Annotated in this window: 6 protein-coding genes; all 6 read right to left on the bottom strand. The window is 54.0% G+C overall.

The genetic code is table 11. The annotated features are described in order from the left end of the window. Nucleotides 1-27: 27 nt before the first annotated feature. Nucleotides 28-945, bottom strand: coding sequence for an SH3 domain-containing protein (locus NDQ72_16355; protein WKD27601.1), 918 nt, complete (start codon nucleotides 943-945; stop codon nucleotides 28-30). Nucleotides 946-1029: 84 nt separating this feature from the next. Further along, the gene (locus NDQ72_16360; GenBank protein ID WKD27602.1) at nucleotides 1030-1359 is read right to left on the bottom strand and encodes a DUF6447 family protein; all 330 of its coding nucleotides are present in this window, start codon (nucleotides 1357-1359) and stop codon (nucleotides 1030-1032) included. Between the two features lie 66 nt (nucleotides 1360-1425). Beyond that, nucleotides 1426-1836, bottom strand: coding sequence for a hypothetical protein (locus tag NDQ72_16365; GenBank protein ID WKD27603.1), 411 nt, complete (start codon nucleotides 1834-1836; stop codon nucleotides 1426-1428). A 97-nt stretch (nucleotides 1837-1933) separates the two neighbouring features. Beyond that, a complete protein-coding gene (locus NDQ72_16370; GenBank protein ID WKD27604.1) occupies nucleotides 1934-2767 on the bottom strand; it encodes an OmpA family protein in 834 nt (277 codons plus the stop codon). 11 nt (nucleotides 2768-2778) lie between these two features. Beyond that, a complete protein-coding gene (locus tag NDQ72_16375) occupies nucleotides 2779-16944 on the bottom strand; it encodes a YadA-like family protein (protein ID WKD27605.1) in 14166 nt (4721 codons plus the stop codon). Nucleotides 16945-17800: 856 nt separating this feature from the next. Beyond that, nucleotides 17801-18622, bottom strand: a complete 822-nt coding sequence (locus NDQ72_16380) for an OmpA family protein (protein WKD27606.1) — start codon at nucleotides 18620-18622, stop codon at nucleotides 17801-17803. Nucleotides 18623-18628 lie beyond the last annotated feature (6 nt).

Below are 18628 nucleotides of genomic sequence, written 5' to 3' on the forward strand. Positions count from 1 at the left end.
TCTATCCTGAATTCAGGATTAAAAAGATCACTCAATTAGTGTATTGGATATCCAACCTAAAGCGGGTGCATTGCCCTGTTCGAAGTAGACTTGACTCCATCCATCCATGCTCCCTAGCACGTAAACAGTGGTGCCTTTTGTCAATGACGCAATACGTTCAAAATCAGTACTTGCTCCCGCGCGGATATTAACGCGGCTTCCGGCAATTTGCTTTTCTTCAAGATTAGGCAGGCTGGCATTAATATTTTCTTGCGCCAAACCATTGCCCCCTTGAGCAGCCATAACAAACCAAAAAACAGCCCAAGCATGGTTACGTTCAACCCCATGCCCCCTAGCGTGCATCGCACCTAAATTATTTTGTGCGAACGGATCATTTTGCTTCGCAGCACGTTCATACCACTCAAACGCGCGGGTATAGCTTTGCTCTACTCCACGACCTGTTTCGTAAAGGCTTCCGATATTGTTCTGAGCTGCCACATGTCCCTGCTCAGCAGCCAACTCAAACCATCTCGCTGCAAGCTCAGCATTTTCATCAACGCCCTCACCTTCCAAATACAATAAACCTAGTTGAAATTGCGCTGCAGCATTGCCCGCCTCGGCAGCCCGCTCAAACCATTGCGCGGCTGATCCTGGGTCGCCATCAAGACGTTCAAGAAGATAAAGCTCAGCCAGCCTAACCTGAGCATCTGTGAGCCCATTATCCGCCGCAAGTCGGTACCATTTGTAGGCTTCATCTAAGCTGGCACTTACTCCTTGGCCGCGTTCGAACATCATTCCCAGTGCAAACTGAGAGTCCGAGTTGCCTCGTTCTGCTGCCGTACGCCACTCATGAATAGCGGAGGCATAATGACCACGCTGGTATTCGTCAAGCCCTGCCTCATAATCCGCACTGGCTAGCGTGCTAACCCCGACAAAAACAAGGCTCAACCAGGGTAGTATCCTCATATTCAGGCCTTCCTTCACAAAAGCCCGATAGACTCTCGTCTACCGGGCATTCAATAAAATTGAGCAATCTCACCACTTACGAGATTACTTCACTGGCGTTATCGACTGCGTCACTTCTGCCAAAATACGGGCATAAGTATTGCGGGCCGTTTGCGTAATAGCCAGTTGATCTTGTAAACGCTGTAGTTCTTGATCAGTTACTCGCAGGTTCTGAATTTGTTCGCGCCCCTGCTGTCCCAGGCTTTCAAGCGTGTACTCTTTACCATCTATCGTGACAGTTGGCTGTGCTGCTTGTTCACCAACGGCAACCGCTGATTCACTCTCATTAGCAGTTACGTTTTTATCGCTTTGGTTGGCTTCACTTTTACTAACTGCTCTGCTTTTTACTGAACTTGACGTGCGCGGTTTGCTCATAAGGAACTACCTCTCAGTTAATGTAAATTATCATAAAATAATAAGAGCAATTATCTAAGTGCTCAATTAGGAGTCTTCTTCGACCGCTTCTTCTTCAACTGCTTCAATAGCGTTAACAGCTTCAGCTGGCGTACCGACACGCTCATGGGTCAGCACACAAAGTACACCAGTGCGTGTATGTTGAATTTCAAAGTTTGTATCGCAGAAAAGAGCCATGGTATTAAGCACACGGTTTTCAAGTAATAGTGGGTTTTGCAAGTCACTTTCATTGACGACCAAACGTGCTAAAAATATACCACCTTCGGGGCACCCTAGCGCTTGCTCGTCACTTACTGCGACACATACCGAGCCTTGATCCACAGACTTCTTAGCGGGTTCCTCTTGCTGCTCCGCCATTACCCCCATACTGAATACAGATAGAACAACTGCCGCCGCAACTGCTGCTACGAACGTCGTGAGATAGCCAACATACTTCATTATTTCAGTTCCTAATTTTCAGTTGTTAAAAGGCAGGGATAACACTATATCCCTACCGTTAGTAGTTATCTTTAGTACTAGTTAGCTACATAAGCAACTAACGAGCCGTCTCTGTAACCGTGATTTCTACACGTCTATTCGGCCTCAAACACTCAGTCACACCTGGCGTTGCACTTCTTCCTGGGCACTCAACAACAGGATCCGCCATACCACGCCCAACCGTCATAATGCTTGAGCGACGAACTCCCTGATTAGCCATACGGGTTCCCACAGTCTCAGCACGAGAGTTGGATAATGCTAAATTATAAGCCTCATTACCAAATCGATCTGTATAACCGATGATCATTACGCTCGGGTTTACAAAGTCACTTGTGATTGTTTGAGTCACTAGATCAACAGCACGACGCCCCTCTAATGTTAACGTGTCGCTATCAAAATCAAATAACACATCGCCTGATAGTGTTAGTTTCTCTTCACGCGGTTCAGCGGCAATTTCTTCTACTTCGATTGGCACCAGTAACGCCGGACACTGTGCATCCCGCCAACGCGTGCTCTCTAATGCCATCTCATCATCATAGTGCACTTGGTATTGGCAGGTGATGTACTCATTGCCGTTACCCGTGTACAAGTTGAACACGTAGTTCCACTCCCGCACACCAAAGAACCCTTCCGAGTAATGGGGGTTGCCGATTAGCTGGCGTACTTGATCCTTCGTCTGGCTTTCCTGAATGCGTAAAATGTTTTCAGGATCGACAAACTTGCCGCCGTCATACCAGTTACCCGCTAGTGCTGGAAAGCCATCACCCGCTTCACGCAACTCCGTACGGTCGTTGTTAGGCGGGCTAGCACAGCCTGCTAACACGAGAACGGCGGCGATACTGGCGGCCCCGAGGGCCGCCTTGGTCATCATTCTGTTACTAAGATTGTTCACGTCGTTCTCCTTTACCAGTGCCAGCCAGCGCCAATACCTGCGCCGAAGTTGCTTTGCGAGTCACCCGTTACCTTGCCTTGAATCACCCAGCGGCCATTGTCAGAAAGGCGAGAGACACCTACCGAGACCGCCGATTCGCCACCGTAGGTGCCTGCCCCTACACCAATCATGCTCTTACCGGGCATCCACGCTTGCGGCACCGTGGAAGCAGCAATCGCACTGGCAGAACCCGCATTAGCGTTGCGTTCGACGCTGTCGATACGGCCATGCACGTTGACGATCTCGTTTTCAAAACGACGTCCCAGCTCGTTCATCTGCCCTACGTTAACCGCATCGGTCTCATTAACCCCCGGCGCTACGTTGGTGATGGTGGTGCCTTCTGCGCCTTTCAGTGTGATGGTGCTGTAGTCAACATTGCCATCTTCATCACGGTCGTAGTTCACCGCGCCGCGCTGAACAGCATCCAACTGGCGGACGTTAACGGCATCGGTATCTCGTGTACCGCCCGCCACATTGGTGATCTGGCGTTCGTTACCTTCGCTACCCACCGACACGGCTCCTTGCGTCGATGCCACCGACTCATTGGAGAAACGCTCACGCTCACCGTTCATGCCTTCACGGTCGGCAACAGAGTCCGCACCGAGGGCAACGCTGCCTTCCGCTTTGGCTTGTGCACCGGCTCCCGAAGCCACACTACGATCGCCTGCCGCAACACTGTCTGAGCCCATGGCGATGCTGTCAGCACCTTGTGGGTCTGCGGCGGGGCCGTCGCTGTTGGCGCGGAAGTATTTGGAGCCCCCTTGTTCAATGTTGGTGATTTGGTTCTGCACATCCCAAAGCTGACTACCGTTCACCGCATCCGAGCTGTTTTGTGCAATATCACCGGGAGCAACGTTAGTGATCTTCGTGCCGCCATCGCCTTCCAAGGTAATGGTGTTGTAATCAACACTGCCGTCGTCGTTGCGGTCATATTTCACTGCGCGGTCATCCAAGTCCGCCAGGTCGTTGGTGATATTACTGATATCGCCTTCAACAGTGGTGACGCGGTTGTCTAGCTCACCGACCGCTTGGTTGGTGGCATACAACTGGCTGCCGTTAATCGCATCGGTGCTCTCAGCCGAAATTCGGCCTGCTGCGACGTTGGTCACCGTTCGCTCAGCGCCGACGCTACCAACGCTAACGGTGGCTACTGGGGAGACACCCGCAAACTGGTACGTTTGGCCTGCAATTTCAACCGATGCGGTGCTAACCGCTTCTGCAGTACGAGCACCTTCCCCTAGCGCAACGCTGCCTTGGTGCGAAGCAATCGCGTCGTAACCTAACGCCAGAGCGCGATCTGCTGAGGCAATGGCCTCATAACCCACGGCGGTGGAACCTTCTCCTTGGGCAAAGGCATCGCTCACTGCTAAGCCACTATCATTGGTGCGCACGTAGCGAATGCCTAAGCCATTTTCAGTAACGTATTCATTACTGATATCGCCAGTCACGTTCGTCACGATGCTTTCCAGCTGATACAGCTGAGAGCCGTTGATCGCATCTTTACTATCTGCGGATACGTCACCATCAGCCACATTGGTGATTTTGTTATCACCCATGTCGATGCCGTCACCGCTAATAGTCGGGCCATCCTCACCTACGGTAATGGAACTGACGATTTTAAGATCATCATTCAGCGCCAGTTCCAGCGTCTCGTCATCGCTTAGCTTGGTGATGATGTTGCTGTTACCTTCTTCATCAGCCTCGCCCACGATATCTAGACGATCACCCAGACGGCGCTCAGTGTCCTCACCTTCGTTAGCACCAAACGTCAGCGGCGTATCGGCAACTTCGCCAACCGAGTTATCAACGTAGCTCTTGTTGGTGATGTGATCGCCTTCGGTGATCTCGCCGGTGTAGGTAACGTTACCTTCGTTGTTAACGAAGAAGTTGTCGCCCAGGCGGGTTTCACCTACCACGGTCAGGTTCTCGTTAACCGTCATGTTGTTGGTGGTGATGCTGTCACCGTCAATGAAGGTCTCGCCAACCGTAATGCTGTTGTCGACGTTCAAGTCGGCATTCAGCGCCAGTTTCAGCGTCTCGTCATCGCTCAACTTGGTGATGATGTTGCTGTGACCTTCATCATCGGCTTCGCCCACGATATCGAGACGGTCGCCCAGACGGCGCTCGGTGTCTTCACCTTCGTTGGCACCAAACGTCAGTGGCGTATCGGCAACTTCGCTAACCGAGTTATCCACGTACTGCTTGTTGGTGATGTGCGTCTCGTCGGTGATCGGACCGTCGTAATGCGCTTCGTTGTTGACCACGGAGAAGCTATCACCCAGGTAGGTGTCACCTTCAACCGTCAGGTTTTCGTTGATGGTGGTGTTACCAGCAACGGTCAGGTTCTCGTTCAGGAACGTGTCGCCTTCAACCGTCAGGTTCTCGTTCACCGTCATGTTGTTGGTGATGACTTGGTCGCCGTCGATCAGCGTTTCGTTGATCGTCAGGCTGCCGTCTTCACCCAGGTCAATGTTTTCAGCCAGTTGAATGTTCAGCGTGTCTTCACCATCGGCTACAACTCCAATGTTGCCTTCGGTCAAGCCACCTTCAGCACCGCCTTTCACGTTGGCCGTTTCACCCAAGCGACGCTCAAACGACTCGCCACTATCACCCGCAAACGTTAGCGGCGTATCACCCAACTCGGTCACGCTGTTGTCAACGTAGTTCTTGTTGGTGATGTGGTCGCCTTCGGTGATGTCGCCGGTGTAGGTGACGTTACCTTCGTTGTTAACGAAGAAGTTGTCGCCCAGGCGGGTTTCACCTGCCACGGTCAGGTTCTCGTTCACCGTCATGTTGTTGGTGGTGACGCTGTCACCATCAATGAAGGTCTCGCCCACTGTGATGCTGTTGTCGACGTTCAAGTCGGCATTCAGCGCCAGTTCCAGCGTCTCGTCATCGGTCACCTTGGTGATGATGTTGCTGTGACCTTCATCATCGGCTTCGCCCACGATGTCTAGACGATCACCCAGGCGGCGCTCGGTGTCTTCACCTTCGTTGGCACCAAACGTCAGTGGCGTATCACCCAACTCGGTCACGCTGTTGTCAACGTAGCTCTTGTTGGTGATGTGGTCGCCTTCGGTGATCGGGCCATCGTAGTACGCTTCATTGTTAACGATGGAGAAGTGATCACCTAGGTGGGTATCGCCTTCTACCGTCAGGTTTTCGTTGATGGTGGTGCTGCCATCGACATACAGGTTCTCGTTCAGGAACGTGTCACCTTCAACCGTCAGGTTCTCATTAACCGTCATGTTGTTGGTGGTGATGCTGTCACCGTCAATGAAGGTCTCGCCAACCGTAATGCTGTTGTCGACGTTCAAGTCGGCATTCAGCGCTAGTTCCAGCGTTTCTTCATCGGTCACCTTGGTGATGATGTTGCTGTGACCTTCATCATCGGCTTCGCCCACGATATCGAGGCGGTCGCCCAGACGGCGCTCGGTGTCTTCACCTTCGTTGGCACCAAACGTCAGTGGCGTATCGGCAACTTCGCTAACCGAGTTATCCACGTACTGCTTGTTGGTGATGTGCGTCTCGTCGGTGATCGGACCGTCGTAATGCGCTTCGTTGTTGACCACGGAGAAGCTATCACCCAGGTAGGTGTCACCTTCAACCGTCAGGTTTTCGTTGATGGTGGTGTTACCAGCAACGGTCAGGTTCTCGTTCAGGAACGTGTCGCCTTCAACCGTCAGGTTCTCGTTCACCGTCATGTTGTTGGTGATGACTTGGTCGCCGTCGATCAGCGTTTCGTTGATCGTCAGGCTGCCGTCTTCACCCAGGTCAATGTTTTCAGCTAGCTGAATGTTCAGCGTGTCTTCACCATCGGCTACAACTCCTATGTTGCCTTCGGTCAAGCCACCTTCAGCACCGCCTTTCACGTTGGCCGTTTCACCCAAGCGACGCTCAAACGACTCGCCACTATCACCCGCAAACGTTAGCGGCGTATCACCCAACTCGGTCACGCTGTTGTCAACGTAGCTCTTGTTGGTGATGTGGTCGCCTTCGGTGATGTCGCCGGTGTAGGTGACGTTACCTTCGTTGTTAACGAAGAAGTTGTCGCCCAGGCGGGTTTCACCTGCCACGGTCAGGTTCTCGTTCACCGTCATGTTATTGGTGGTGATGCTGTCACCGTCAATGAAGGTCTCGCCCACTGTGATGCTGTTGTCGACGTTCAAGTCGGCATTCAGCGCTAGTTCCAGCGTTTCTTCATCGGTCACCTTGGTGATGATGTTGCTGTGACCTTCATCATCGGCTTCGCCCACGATATCAAGACGGTCGCCCAGACGGCGCTCGGTGTCTTCACCTTCGTTGGCACCAAACGTCAGCGGCGTATCGCCCAACTCAGTTACGCTGTTATCAACGTACGTTTTGTTGGTGATGTGGTCGCCTTCGGTGATCGAGCCATCGTAGTGCGCTTCATTGTTAACGATGGAGAAGTGATCACCCAGGTGGGTATCGCCTTCTACCGTCAGGTTTTCGTTGATGGTGGTGCTGCCATCGACATACAGGTTCTCATTCAGATGCGTATCACCTTCAACCGTCAGGTTCTCATTAACCGTCATGTTGTTGGTGGTAATGCTGTCACCGTCAATGAAGGTGTCGCCTACGGTGATGCTGTTGTCGACGTTCAAGTCGGCATTCAGCGCCAGTTCCAGCGTTTCTTCATCGGTCACCTTGGTGATGATGTTGCTGTGACCTTCATCATCGGCTTCGCCCACGATATCGAGACGGTCGCCCAGACGGCGCTCGGTATCTTCACCTTCGTTGGCACCAAATGTCAGTGGCGTATCGCCCAACTCAGTTACGCTGTTGTCAACGTACGTTTTGTTGGTGATGTGATCGCCTTCGGTGATCGGGCCATCGTAGTACGCTTCATTGTTAACGATGGAGAAGTGATCACCCAGGTGGGTATCGCCTTCTACCGTCAGGTTTTCGTTGATGGTAGTGCTGCCATCGACATACAGGTTCTCATTCAGATGCGTATCACCTTCAACCGTCAGGTTCTCGTTAACCGTCATGTTGTTGGTGGTGATACCGCCTTCGTTGATGGTGGTGTTATCCGCAACCGTCAGCTCTTCGGTGACGTTCACCGTGGTCGACTCGACGCTTTCCAGGTTCGTCAGGTTCTTGGACAGCTGGACTTCAAGATCGCCGTCGGCGTTCTGAACCGTACGTAGGTTCTCGGCCGAGGCGGCGTCTGCCGTCAGGTCGGTCATGCCGCCGACGATGTTGAGCTGCTCACCCAGGTCTTTGTGGATCACTTCACCGTCGTTACCCGCGAAGTTGAGGCCTTCGGCAACGAGGTCGTCACCCAGACCGTCGACGTAGGTCTTGTTGGTGATGTGGTCACCTTCGGTGATCTCGCCGGTGTAGGTGACATTACCTTCGTTGTTAACGACGAAGTTGTCGCCCAGCTTAGTCTCACCTGCCACCGTGAGGTTTTCAGTGATATCGACGTTGTTGGTGGTGATACCGCCTTCGTTGATGGTGGTGTTATCCGCAACCGTCAGCTCTTCGGTGACGTTCACCGTGGTCGACTCGACGCTTTCCAGGTTCGTCAGGTTCTTGGACAGCTGGACTTCAAGATCGCCGTCGGCGTTCTGAACCGTACGTAGGTTCTCGGCCGAGGCGGCGTCTGCCGTCAGGTCGGTCATGCCGCCGACGATGTTGAGCTGCTCACCCAGGTCTTTGTGGATCACTTCACCGTCGTTACCCGCGAAGTTGAGGCCTTCGGCAACGAGGTCGTCGCCCAGACCGTCGACGTAGGTCTTGTTGGTGATGTGGTCACCTTCGGTGATCTCGCCGGTGTAGGTGACATTACCTTCGTTGTTAACGACGAAGTTGTCGCCCAGCTTAGTCTCACCTGCCACCGTGAGGTTTTCAGTGATATCGACGTTGTTGGTGGTGATACCGCCTTCGTTGATGGTGGTGTTATCCGCAACCGTCAGCTCTTCGGTGACGTTCACCGTGGTCGACTCGACGCTTTCCAGGTTCGTCAGGTTCTTGGACAGCTGGACTTCAAGATCGCCGTCGGCGTTCTGAACCGTACGCAGGTTCTCGGCCGAGGCGGCGTCTTCATCCAGGTCGGTCATGCCGCCAACGATGTCGAGCTGCTCACCCAGGTCTTTGTGGATCACTTCACCGTCGTTACCCGCGAAGTTGAGGCCTTCGGCGATCAAGTCGTCGCCCAGACCATCCACGTAGGTCTTGTTGGTGATGTGGTCGCCTTCGGTGATGTCGCCGGTGTAGGTGACATTACCTTCGTTGTTGACGACGAAGTTATCACCCAGCTTAGTCTCACCTGCCACCGTGAGGTTTTCAGTGATATCGACGTTGTTGGTGGTGAGTCCGCCTTCATTGATGGTGGTGTTGTTGGCCACCGTCAGTTCTTCGGTAACGTTCACCGTGGTCGATTCGACGCTTTCCAGGTTCGTCAGGTTCTTAGACAGCTGGATTTCAAGCTCGCCATTCTCGTTGCGAACGGTGCGCAGGTTTTCGGCCGAGGCGGCGTCTTCATCCAGGTCGGTCATGCCGCCAACGATGTCGAGTTGCTCACCCAGGTCTTTGTGGATCACTTCACCGTCGTTACCCGCGAAGTTGAGGCCTTCGGCGATCAAGTCGTCGCCCAGACCATCGACGTAGGTCTTGTTGGTGATGTGGTCGCCTTCGGTGATGTCGCCGGTGTAGGTGACATTACCTTCGTTGTTGACGACGAAGTGGTCGCCTAGTTGGGTCTCACCGGCCACCGTGAGGTTTTCAGTGATATCGACGTTGTTGGTGGTGATACCGCCTTCGTTGATGGTGGTGTTATCCGCAACCGTCAGCTCTTCGGTGACGTTCACCGTGGTCGACTCGACGCTTTCCAGGTTCGTCAGGTTCTTAGACAGCTGGATTTCAAGCGCGCCGTCGGCGTTCTGAACCGTACGCAGGTTTTCAGCTGAAGCGGCGTCTGCCGTCAGGTCGGTCATGCCGCCGACGATGTTGAGCTGCTCACCCAGGTCTTTGTGGATCACTTCACCGTCGTTACCCGCGAAGTTGAGGCCTTCGGCAACGAGGTCGTCGCCCAGACCGTCGACGTAGGTCTTGTTGGTGATGTGGTCGCCTTCGGTGATCTCACCGGTGTAGGTGACGTTACCGTCGTTGTTGACGACGAAGTGGTCGCCCAGTTGGGTCTCACCTGCCACCGTGAGGTTTTCAGTGATATCGACGTTGTTGGTGGTGAGTCCGCCTTCATTGATGGTGGTGTTGTTGGCCACCGTCAGTTCTTCGGTAACGTTCACCGTGGTCGATTCGACGCTTTCCAGGTTCGTCAGGTTCTTGGACAGCTGGATTTCAAGCGCGCCGTCGGCGTTCTGAACCGTACGTAGGTTTTCAGCTGAGGCGGCGTCTGCCGTCAGGTCGGTCATGCCGCCAACGATGTCGAGCTGCTCACCCAGGTCTTTGTGGATCACTTCACCGTCGTTACCCGCGAAGTTGAGGCCTTCGGCAACCAGGTCTTCACCCAGACCATCAACGTAGGTCTTGTTGGTGATGTGGTCGCCTTCGGTGATGTCGCCGGTGTAGGTGACGTTACCTTCGTTGTTGACGACGAAGTTGTCACCCAACTTGGTCTCACCTGCCACCGTGAGGTTTTCAGTGATATCGACGTTGTTGGTGGTGAGTCCGCCTTCATTGATGGTGGTGTTGTTGGCCACCGTCAGTTCTTCGGTAACGTTCACCGTGGTCGATTCGACGCTTTCCAGGTTCGTCAGGTTCTTAGATAGCTGGATTTCAAGCGCGCCGTCGGCGTTCTGAACCGTACGCAGGTTCTCGGCCGAGGCGGCGTCTTCATCCAGGTCGGTCATGCCGCCAACGATGTCGAGCTGCTCACCCAGGTCTTTGTGGATCACCTCACCGTCGTTACCCGCGAAGTTGAGGCCTTCGGCGATCAAGTCGTCGCCCAGACCATCGACGTAGGTCTTGTTGGTGATGTGGTCGCCTTCGGTGATGTCGCCGGTGTAGGTGACGTTACCGTCGTTGTTGACGACGAAGTTGTCGCCCAGTTGGGTCTCACCTGCCACCGTGAGGTTTTCAGTGATATCGACGTTGTTGGTGGTGATACCGCCTTCGTTGATGGTGGTGTTATCCGCAACCGTCAGCTCTTCGGTGACGTTCACCGTGGTCGACTCGACGCTTTCCAGGTTCGTCAGGTTCTTGGACAGCTGGACTTCAAGATCGCCGTCGGCGTTCTGAACCGTACGTAGGTTTTCAGCTGAAGCGGCGTCTGCCGTCAGGTCGGTCATGCCGCCGACGATGTTGAGCTGCTCACCCAGGTCTTTGTGGATCACTTCACCGTCGTTACCCGCGAAGTTCAGGCCTTCGGCAACGAGGTCGTCGCCCAGACCGTCGACGTAGGTCTTGTTGGTGATGTGGTCGCCTTCGGTGATCTCGCCGGTGTAGGTGACGTTACCGTCGTTGTTGACGACGAAGTTGTCGCCCAGTTGGGTCTCACCTGCCACCGTGAGGTTTTCAGTGATATCGACGTTGTTGGTGGTGATACCGCCTTCGTTGATGGTGGTGTTATCCGCAACCGTCAGCTCTTCGGTGACGTTCACCGTGGTCGACTCGACGCTTTCCAGGTTCGTCAGGTTCTTAGACAGCTGGATTTCAAGCGCGCCGTCGGCGTTCTGAACCGTACGCAGGTTCTCGGCCGAGGCGGCGTCTTCATCCAGGTCGGTCATGCCGCCAACGATGTCGAGCTGCTCACCCAGGTCTTTGTGGATCACCTCACCGTCGTTACCCGCGAAGTTGAGGCCTTCGGCGATCAAGTCGTCGCCCAGACCATCGACGTAGGTCTTGTTGGTGATGTGGTCGCCTTCGGTGATGTCGCCGGTGTAGGTGACATTACCTTCGTTGTTGACGACGAAGTGGTCGCCTAGTTGGGTCTCACCGGCCACCGTGAGGTTTTCAGTGATATCGACGTTGTTGGTGGTGATACCGCCTTCGTTGATGGTGGTGTTATCCGCAACCGTCAGCTCTTCGGTGACGTTCACCGTGGTCGACTCGACGCTTTCCAAGTTCGTCAGGTTCTTGGACAGCTGGACTTCAAGATCGCCGTCGGCGTTCTGAACCGTACGTAGGTTTTCAGCTGAAGCGGCGTCTGCCGTCAGGTCGGTCATGCCGCCGACGATGTTGAGCTGCTCACCCAGGTCTTTGTGGATCACTTCACCGTCGTTACCCGCGAAGTTGAGGCCTTCGGCAACGAGGTCGTCGCCCAGACCGTCGACGTAGGTCTTGTTGGTGATGTGGTCGCCTTCGGTGATCTCACCGGTGTAGGTGACGTTACCGTCGTTGTTGACGACGAAGTTGTCGCCCAGTTGGGTTTCACCTGCCACCGTGAGGTTTTCAGTGACATTCACTTCGGTGAAGTCAACGATATCCGTCGTCGCCACGGTGATATCAGTGCCGTTGCGAGTAATGGCGATGTTCTGGCCATTTTCGAACTGCACGGTGTCACCCGGTGCCACATTGGTGGTCGTGTCACCGTTGGTCTGGACGTTCCAGCCTTTGTTGGCCACATCACTAACGTCGGTCAACTGGTCAACGTTCACTGCGTCGGTGCCATCCGTACCTGGCCCAACGTTGGTGATCTTGTTGCCTGCCATGTCCAAGCCGCCAGTCAAGGTGGTTTGGCCAGTCACGTTCAGCGTGCCGCCGATGGTGGCGTTGTTGGCAACATCTAGCGTGTTGGTGGTGACGCTGTTGACGTCCAGGTCATCGCTCATGGCAATAACAAGGGTCTCGTCGTCGGTCACTTCCGTGCTGAGGTTGGCGTTGCTGGTGACAATGTTTAGCGCGTCACCCAGCTTACGATCCGTCGTGCCGGTGTCGCCACCGAAGGTGATCGGGGTGTCCGCAAGGTCACCAATGCCACCATCCACATACTCTTTGTTGACGATGTGGGTGTTCTCAGTGATGGCTCCGTCGTAGAACGCTTCGTTATTAACGACCTTGAAACTGTCACCCAGGTAGGTGTCGCCTTGAACAATCGTGTCGCCCGCGATGGTAGTGTTGCCACCAATATTGGTATCGCCCGCCACATCCAGCTGGTTGGTCACATTCACATTGGTAAAGTCAACATCGTCTGCCGTGGCTACTTCAATGCTGTTACCCGTGCGGGTAATGGCAATGTTCTTGCCCTGACTGAAGTCCGCCGTTTCGCCTGGGGCAATGTTCTCGCCGACGGCTTCGCCGTTAGCGGTGAGATCCCAGCCTTTGTTGGCCACATCACTAACGTCGGTCAACTGGTCAACGTTCACTGCGTCGGTGCCATCCGTACCTGGCCCAACGTTGGTGATCTTGTTGCCTGCCATGTCCAAGCCGCCAGTCAAGGTGGTTTGGCCAGTCACGTTCAGCGTGCCGCCGATGGTGGCGTTGTTGGCAACATCTAGCGTGTTGGTGGTGACGCTGTTGACGTTCAGGTCATCGCTCATGGCAATAACAAGGGTCTCGTCGTCGGTCACTTCCGTGCTGAGGTTGGCGTTGCTGGTGACGATATCCAACTGGTCACCTAGCTTACGATCGGTCGTACCAGTATCGCCGCCGAAGGTGATCGGGGTGTCCGCAAGGTCACCAATGCCACCATCCACATACTCTTTGTTGACGATGTGGGTGTTCTCAGTGATGGCTCCGTCGTAGAACGCTTCGTTATTAACGACCTTGAAGTTGTCACCCAGGTAGGTGTCGCCTTGAACAATCGTGTCGCCCGCGATGGTAGTGTTGCCACCAATATTGGTATCGCCAGAGACATTCACTTCGGTGAAGTCAACGATATCCGTCGTCGCCACGGTGATATCAGTGCCGTTGCGAGTAATGGCGATGTTCTGGCCATTTTCGAACTGCACGGTATCGCCCGGTGCCACATTGGTAGCTGTGTCACCGTTGGTCTGGACGTTCCAGCCTTTGTTGGCCACATCACTAACGTCGGTCAACTGGTCAACGTTCACTGCGTCGGTGCCATCCGTACCTGGCCCAACGTTGGTGATCTTGTTGCCTGCCATGTCCAAGCCGCCAGTCAAGGTGGTTTGGCCAGTCACGTTCAGCGTGCCGCCGATGGTGGCGTTGTTGGCAACATCTAGCGTGTTGGTGGTGACGCTGTTGACGTTCAGGTCATCGCTCATGGCAATAACAAGGGTCTCGTCGTCGGTCACTTCCGTGCTGAGGTTGGCGTTGCTGGTGACGATATCCAACTGGTCACCTAGCTTACGCTCTGTGGTACCAGTGTCGCCGCCGAAGGTGATCGGGGTGTCCGCAAGGTCACCAATGCCACCATCCACATACTCTTTGTTGACGATGTGGGTGTTTTCAGTGATGGCACCGTCGTAGAACGCTTCGTTGTTGACGACCGAGAAGTTGTCACCCAGGTAGGTGTCACCATCAACGTCCAAATTATTGGAGACATTGACGTTGGTGAAGTCAACATTGTCTGCAGTGGCAACCGTGATGTCAGTGCCAAAGCGCGTGATATCGATGTTCTTGCCATCGATGAACTGGACGGTAGCGTTAGGTGCCACATTCGTCGCTGTATCACCGTTGGTCTGGACGTTCCAGCCAGCGCTGGCAACATCATTCACTGCTTTCAACTGGCTAACGTTGACCGCATCGCTATCCGCCGTGCCCGCGGCCACGCCGGTGATTTGACGGAACACATTGGTTCCGTCACCCACGGCCACCGCCCCGGTAGTGCTCTCGGTGGCAGCAATCGCCGCATCCATACCATCGGCGGCGCTGGTAGTCGGGTTGTAACCTGCCACACCCGCACCGGTATCGGCGATGGAACCATTACCCAGCGCCACGCCCTCGGCAACGGTGACATCCGCGCCGTTACCGATCACGAAGGCATTGGCGACATCGACATCATTGCCGTTGCCGATGATGCGGCTGCCTGTGGCGGAAGCACTCATCAGGTTGTTATTGCCGAAGATGCCAGCATTATCAGCAGAAATTGGCGCAGCTGCAGTGCCGTTGTTGTTACCTAGGGTATAGGTGCCACTCCCACTCACATAACTCGGATCACCAATCGCGCCTGAATTATCGCCATCTACCACGTTTTTAGTACCAATACTGATCGATTGGCTGCCCGTGGCTTTAGCGTCATGCCCCAGGGCGATAGCGTTTTTGGCTGCTTCCGCGTCAGAGCCCATTGCCACCGCATTACTCGCACTGGTTTTAGCCCTAGAGCCAATGGCAATTGAACTGTTTGCCTTTGATTCGATAGTTGATAAGTTAGTGGCGGAAGTACCCAAGGCAATCGAGTCATAAGCCCCAGCCTCATTCTTCGCTGATCTGCCGATGGACACTGCTCCTGGAGCGCCCTCTCCAACAGTGGCCGCAGACCCCAACGCGACGCTATCCCACGCACTGTCACCTATGCTGGAATTCCTGCCAATGGCCGTAGCATTGCGCGATTTATCGCCCACGACAGCCGCAGAGCCGATCGCCGTGGCACCATCGGAGTCCTCGACACTTGCCACTGTCCCTATTGTTGCATTCGAGCCGATCGCTGTGGCGTTGGCTGAGCCATTAATCGCGACATCCGCGCCTAAGCCAATAGAAGGACCTCCATCGGATGTTCCATCCACGCTAGCACCGCGTCCCATGGCGACATCACCTTTGGCCAGGACTTGCGCATCATGGCCGATGGCCATGCCCGACACGGCACCTTCAAGCACCTTGGCGTTGCGACCGACTGCCGTGGCAGAGGTGGCACCACTTTCCACTGTCGCGCCCTGCCCGACGGCCACTGAGCCCCACGCATTAACCGTGGCACTACTACCAATTGCCGTGGAAAAAGTGGCCTTATTCGCCACTTTCGAGCTGCTGCCGATGGCGATTGAGCTGTTTGCATTGTCGCCGACCTTCGCATTGGGGCCGATAGCTGCGGCATAGCTTGACCCCATCCCCGTGCTTGCATGGGAGCCTAAGGCAAGGGCAGCTGTCTCGTTAGCCTTTGCCTGACGACCAATAGCGATGACCGAGTTTACAGCTACTGTACTGGTACCTGTCGCCGTTGCATCTTCACCAATGGCAATGGAGGTGCCACCAAACGCCTGCGCTCCCGTACCGATGGCCACGTTGTCAGCTTGGTTCCCTGTCGCGCCAGCAATGACCCCCGTCTCGGCCGAGTTACCAATGGCAATGTCCCGCGTTGTACCTGCAGTGGCCGTATCGCCAACGGCCACTGCGGACTGTCCGGAAGCGGTTGCCTGCGCGCCTTGCGCAATACCATAATCACCCTTGGCTTCTGCCTCAGTACCAAAGGCGATACTGTCTTTCCCTGATGTTTGAGCGGCATAGCCGATCGCCGTGCTTCTCTCAGCGTCACTGCGCGTACCAGAACCGATCGCGATGCCATCGGTTGCCGTTACGCGTGTTCCCGAAGCATCAACCGTACCATTCGAGACCGTACCACCAATCGTTCCGGTATCAAGTGCGTTCCCAATAGACAGGCCCCTCAACGCACCAGCTTCTGCCTGGGCACCCACCCCAATGGCCGTAGAGTCACGCCCTAGCCCCTTGGCACGCCGGCCAATCGCAGTGGAATTATGGCCAGTGCTTCGTGTCGACGTACCAAAGGCTACAGAAGCGTAGCCGGCCGATTGCGCATCGTTGCCGAACGCCGAGGAAAAATCGCCATCCGAAACAGCCCCGCTTCCAACGGCCGCGGAAAAGCCCCCTTTTGCCGTCGATAAAATCCCAATCGCAAGGCTCGACTCTCCGCTCGCTGCCGCCTTTACTCCAATCGCGGTAGCCGATAACGCTGATGCATTGGTAGCTACCCCAATAGCCGTCGCATGATCTGCACAAGCTTTTGAGCTATACCCGAGCGCAAGCCGTGTAATGTCGCCATTACAATCGTCCCCGCCAAAACCTTCATGGGCCTGTCCGCTTGGCATAACCAGCACCAGCGAGCCAACGGCCAGCGCGACGGCAACAACAGCAGGACGCAGCAGAGCGGGCACGCCTGAGAAGGCGATTTCTGGCGCGGGCAGTTGGCCAACCACTCCTTTTCGCGTGGCGGCTTTATCACGACTACGCGCTGCTTCCGAGACGACTACCAGCCGACCAAGGGCCCGGTTCCAAATTAGTCGAAACACGTTATTCATTATTTAGAACTCCACTAATTATTCGGTGAGGAGGTGCTGTTGCCTCGCTCAGTTACCTTTACCTTGACCTTGGCCATCTCGGTACAATGTTGATGCTCAGAAGCAACACCTAACCCAGCGCAACACTTTTCCGACTCAGCAACCGCTGAATGCCACTAAACAACCGGAGCATTCGCAACGCAGCTACAGACAAACGACCAATTCGAATAACCGCCAGCCGCTGCCCTAAAGCGCAGACGTTAGCGATTTTGTTCAAGGTTCCTTTTAGTGGATACATTCTCTTACTTAGATAATCACAATCTCAATATGGGTTTAAGATTGTTAACATTCACATAGATGTAAAAACAACCCAGACTTAGAGATCTATTTACCTAATTTAATAATCATTATTTTTAACAAAATATTCACTATACAGATCGTTCATAACCACTCTTTCCACTTTCTCGCAGACAGTCAAAAACATGGCTATCAACGCCTTGAAAATAATGAAAAAAAATACACCGGAATTTAACAAGCCACGCTATTAAAGCCGAAAAAATAGCTATTCATTAAAATTCATTATGATGAAATAACATTCGCAGCCAGGTTGATATTCAGCAATCGTTAACTAATTTTACCTAGAGAACCTCACACTATTTACAATTGTTCATACAAACCCCCTCTCACAAAACACTTATTAGTTGAACTCAGGAGTAGGCAGCCAGACTTACAGCACTAAGAAACAATCTTAAACACTTTCGTCATCTCAATTAAAAAGCGACTTTTATAGCCATATAAAAGCCCACGATGCGCATGCTTATTAAAGCGTGAACATCGTGGGCATTGGGGTCGAGCTGTTATTGACTGACTAGAGTGCTTATTGCAGCGTCATCTCCACTCTGCGATTAGGCCTCAAGCACTCCTTCACGCTTGGTGTAGCCACTTGACCTGGGCAATCAACGATAGGGTCGGCCTCTCCTCTTCCTAGCAGCGTTAAGTTACGTCGCTCTATTCCCTGTGAGACTAGATAACTGCCAACTGCCTCCGCACGTGACTGAGACAAGCTAAGATTATACTGCTCCTCACCAAATCGATCCGTGTAGCCAACAACGAGTACACTTGGTGATGAGTAGGCATCAAGCACCATATCTGACACCCGTTCCAAAGCGCGTCGCCCCTCTAACGAGAGTTGGTCACTATCAAAATCAAATAGCACATCGCCTGATAACGTTAATTTCTCTTCACGCGGCTCAGCGGCTATTTCTTCTACTTCGATTGGCACCAATAACGCCGGACATTGCGCGTCGCGCCAACGCGTGCTTTCTAACGCCATCTCATCATCATAGTGCACTTGGTATTGGCAGGTGATGTACTCATTGCCATTGCCCGTGTACAGGTTGAATACGTAGTTCCACTCTCGAACGCCAAAGAATCCTTCCGCGTAATGGGGATTGCCGATCAGTTGCCGTACTTGGTCTTTGCTTTGCCCTTCTGCAATACGAAGCACGCTATCCGGCTCCACAAACTTGCCACCGTCATACCAGTTGCCCGCTAGCGCCGGAAAGCCATCACCCGCTTCACGCAACTCTGTACGGTCACTGTTAGGCGGGCTAGCACAGCCTGCTAACACGAGAACGGCGGCGATACTGGCGGCCCCGAGGGCCGCCTTGGTCATCATGCTGTTACTAAGATTGTTCACGTCGTT

Source organism: Halomonas sp. KG2 (genome assembly GCA_030440445.1).
GTDB lineage: Bacteria > Pseudomonadota > Gammaproteobacteria > Pseudomonadales > Halomonadaceae > Vreelandella.

Coding starts and splice junctions, on each gene's coding strand:
- NDQ72_16355 (WKD27601.1), bottom strand. CDS start 945: ATGAGGATACTACCCTGGTTGAGCCTTGTTTTTGTCGGGGTTAGCACG.
- NDQ72_16360 (WKD27602.1), bottom strand. CDS start 1,359: ATGAGCAAACCGCGCACGTCAAGTTCAGTAAAAAGCAGAGCAGTTAGT.
- NDQ72_16365 (WKD27603.1), bottom strand. CDS start 1,836: ATGAAGTATGTTGGCTATCTCACGACGTTCGTAGCAGCAGTTGCGGCG.
- NDQ72_16375 (WKD27605.1), bottom strand. CDS start 16,944: ATGAATAACGTGTTTCGACTAATTTGGAACCGGGCCCTTGGTCGGCTG.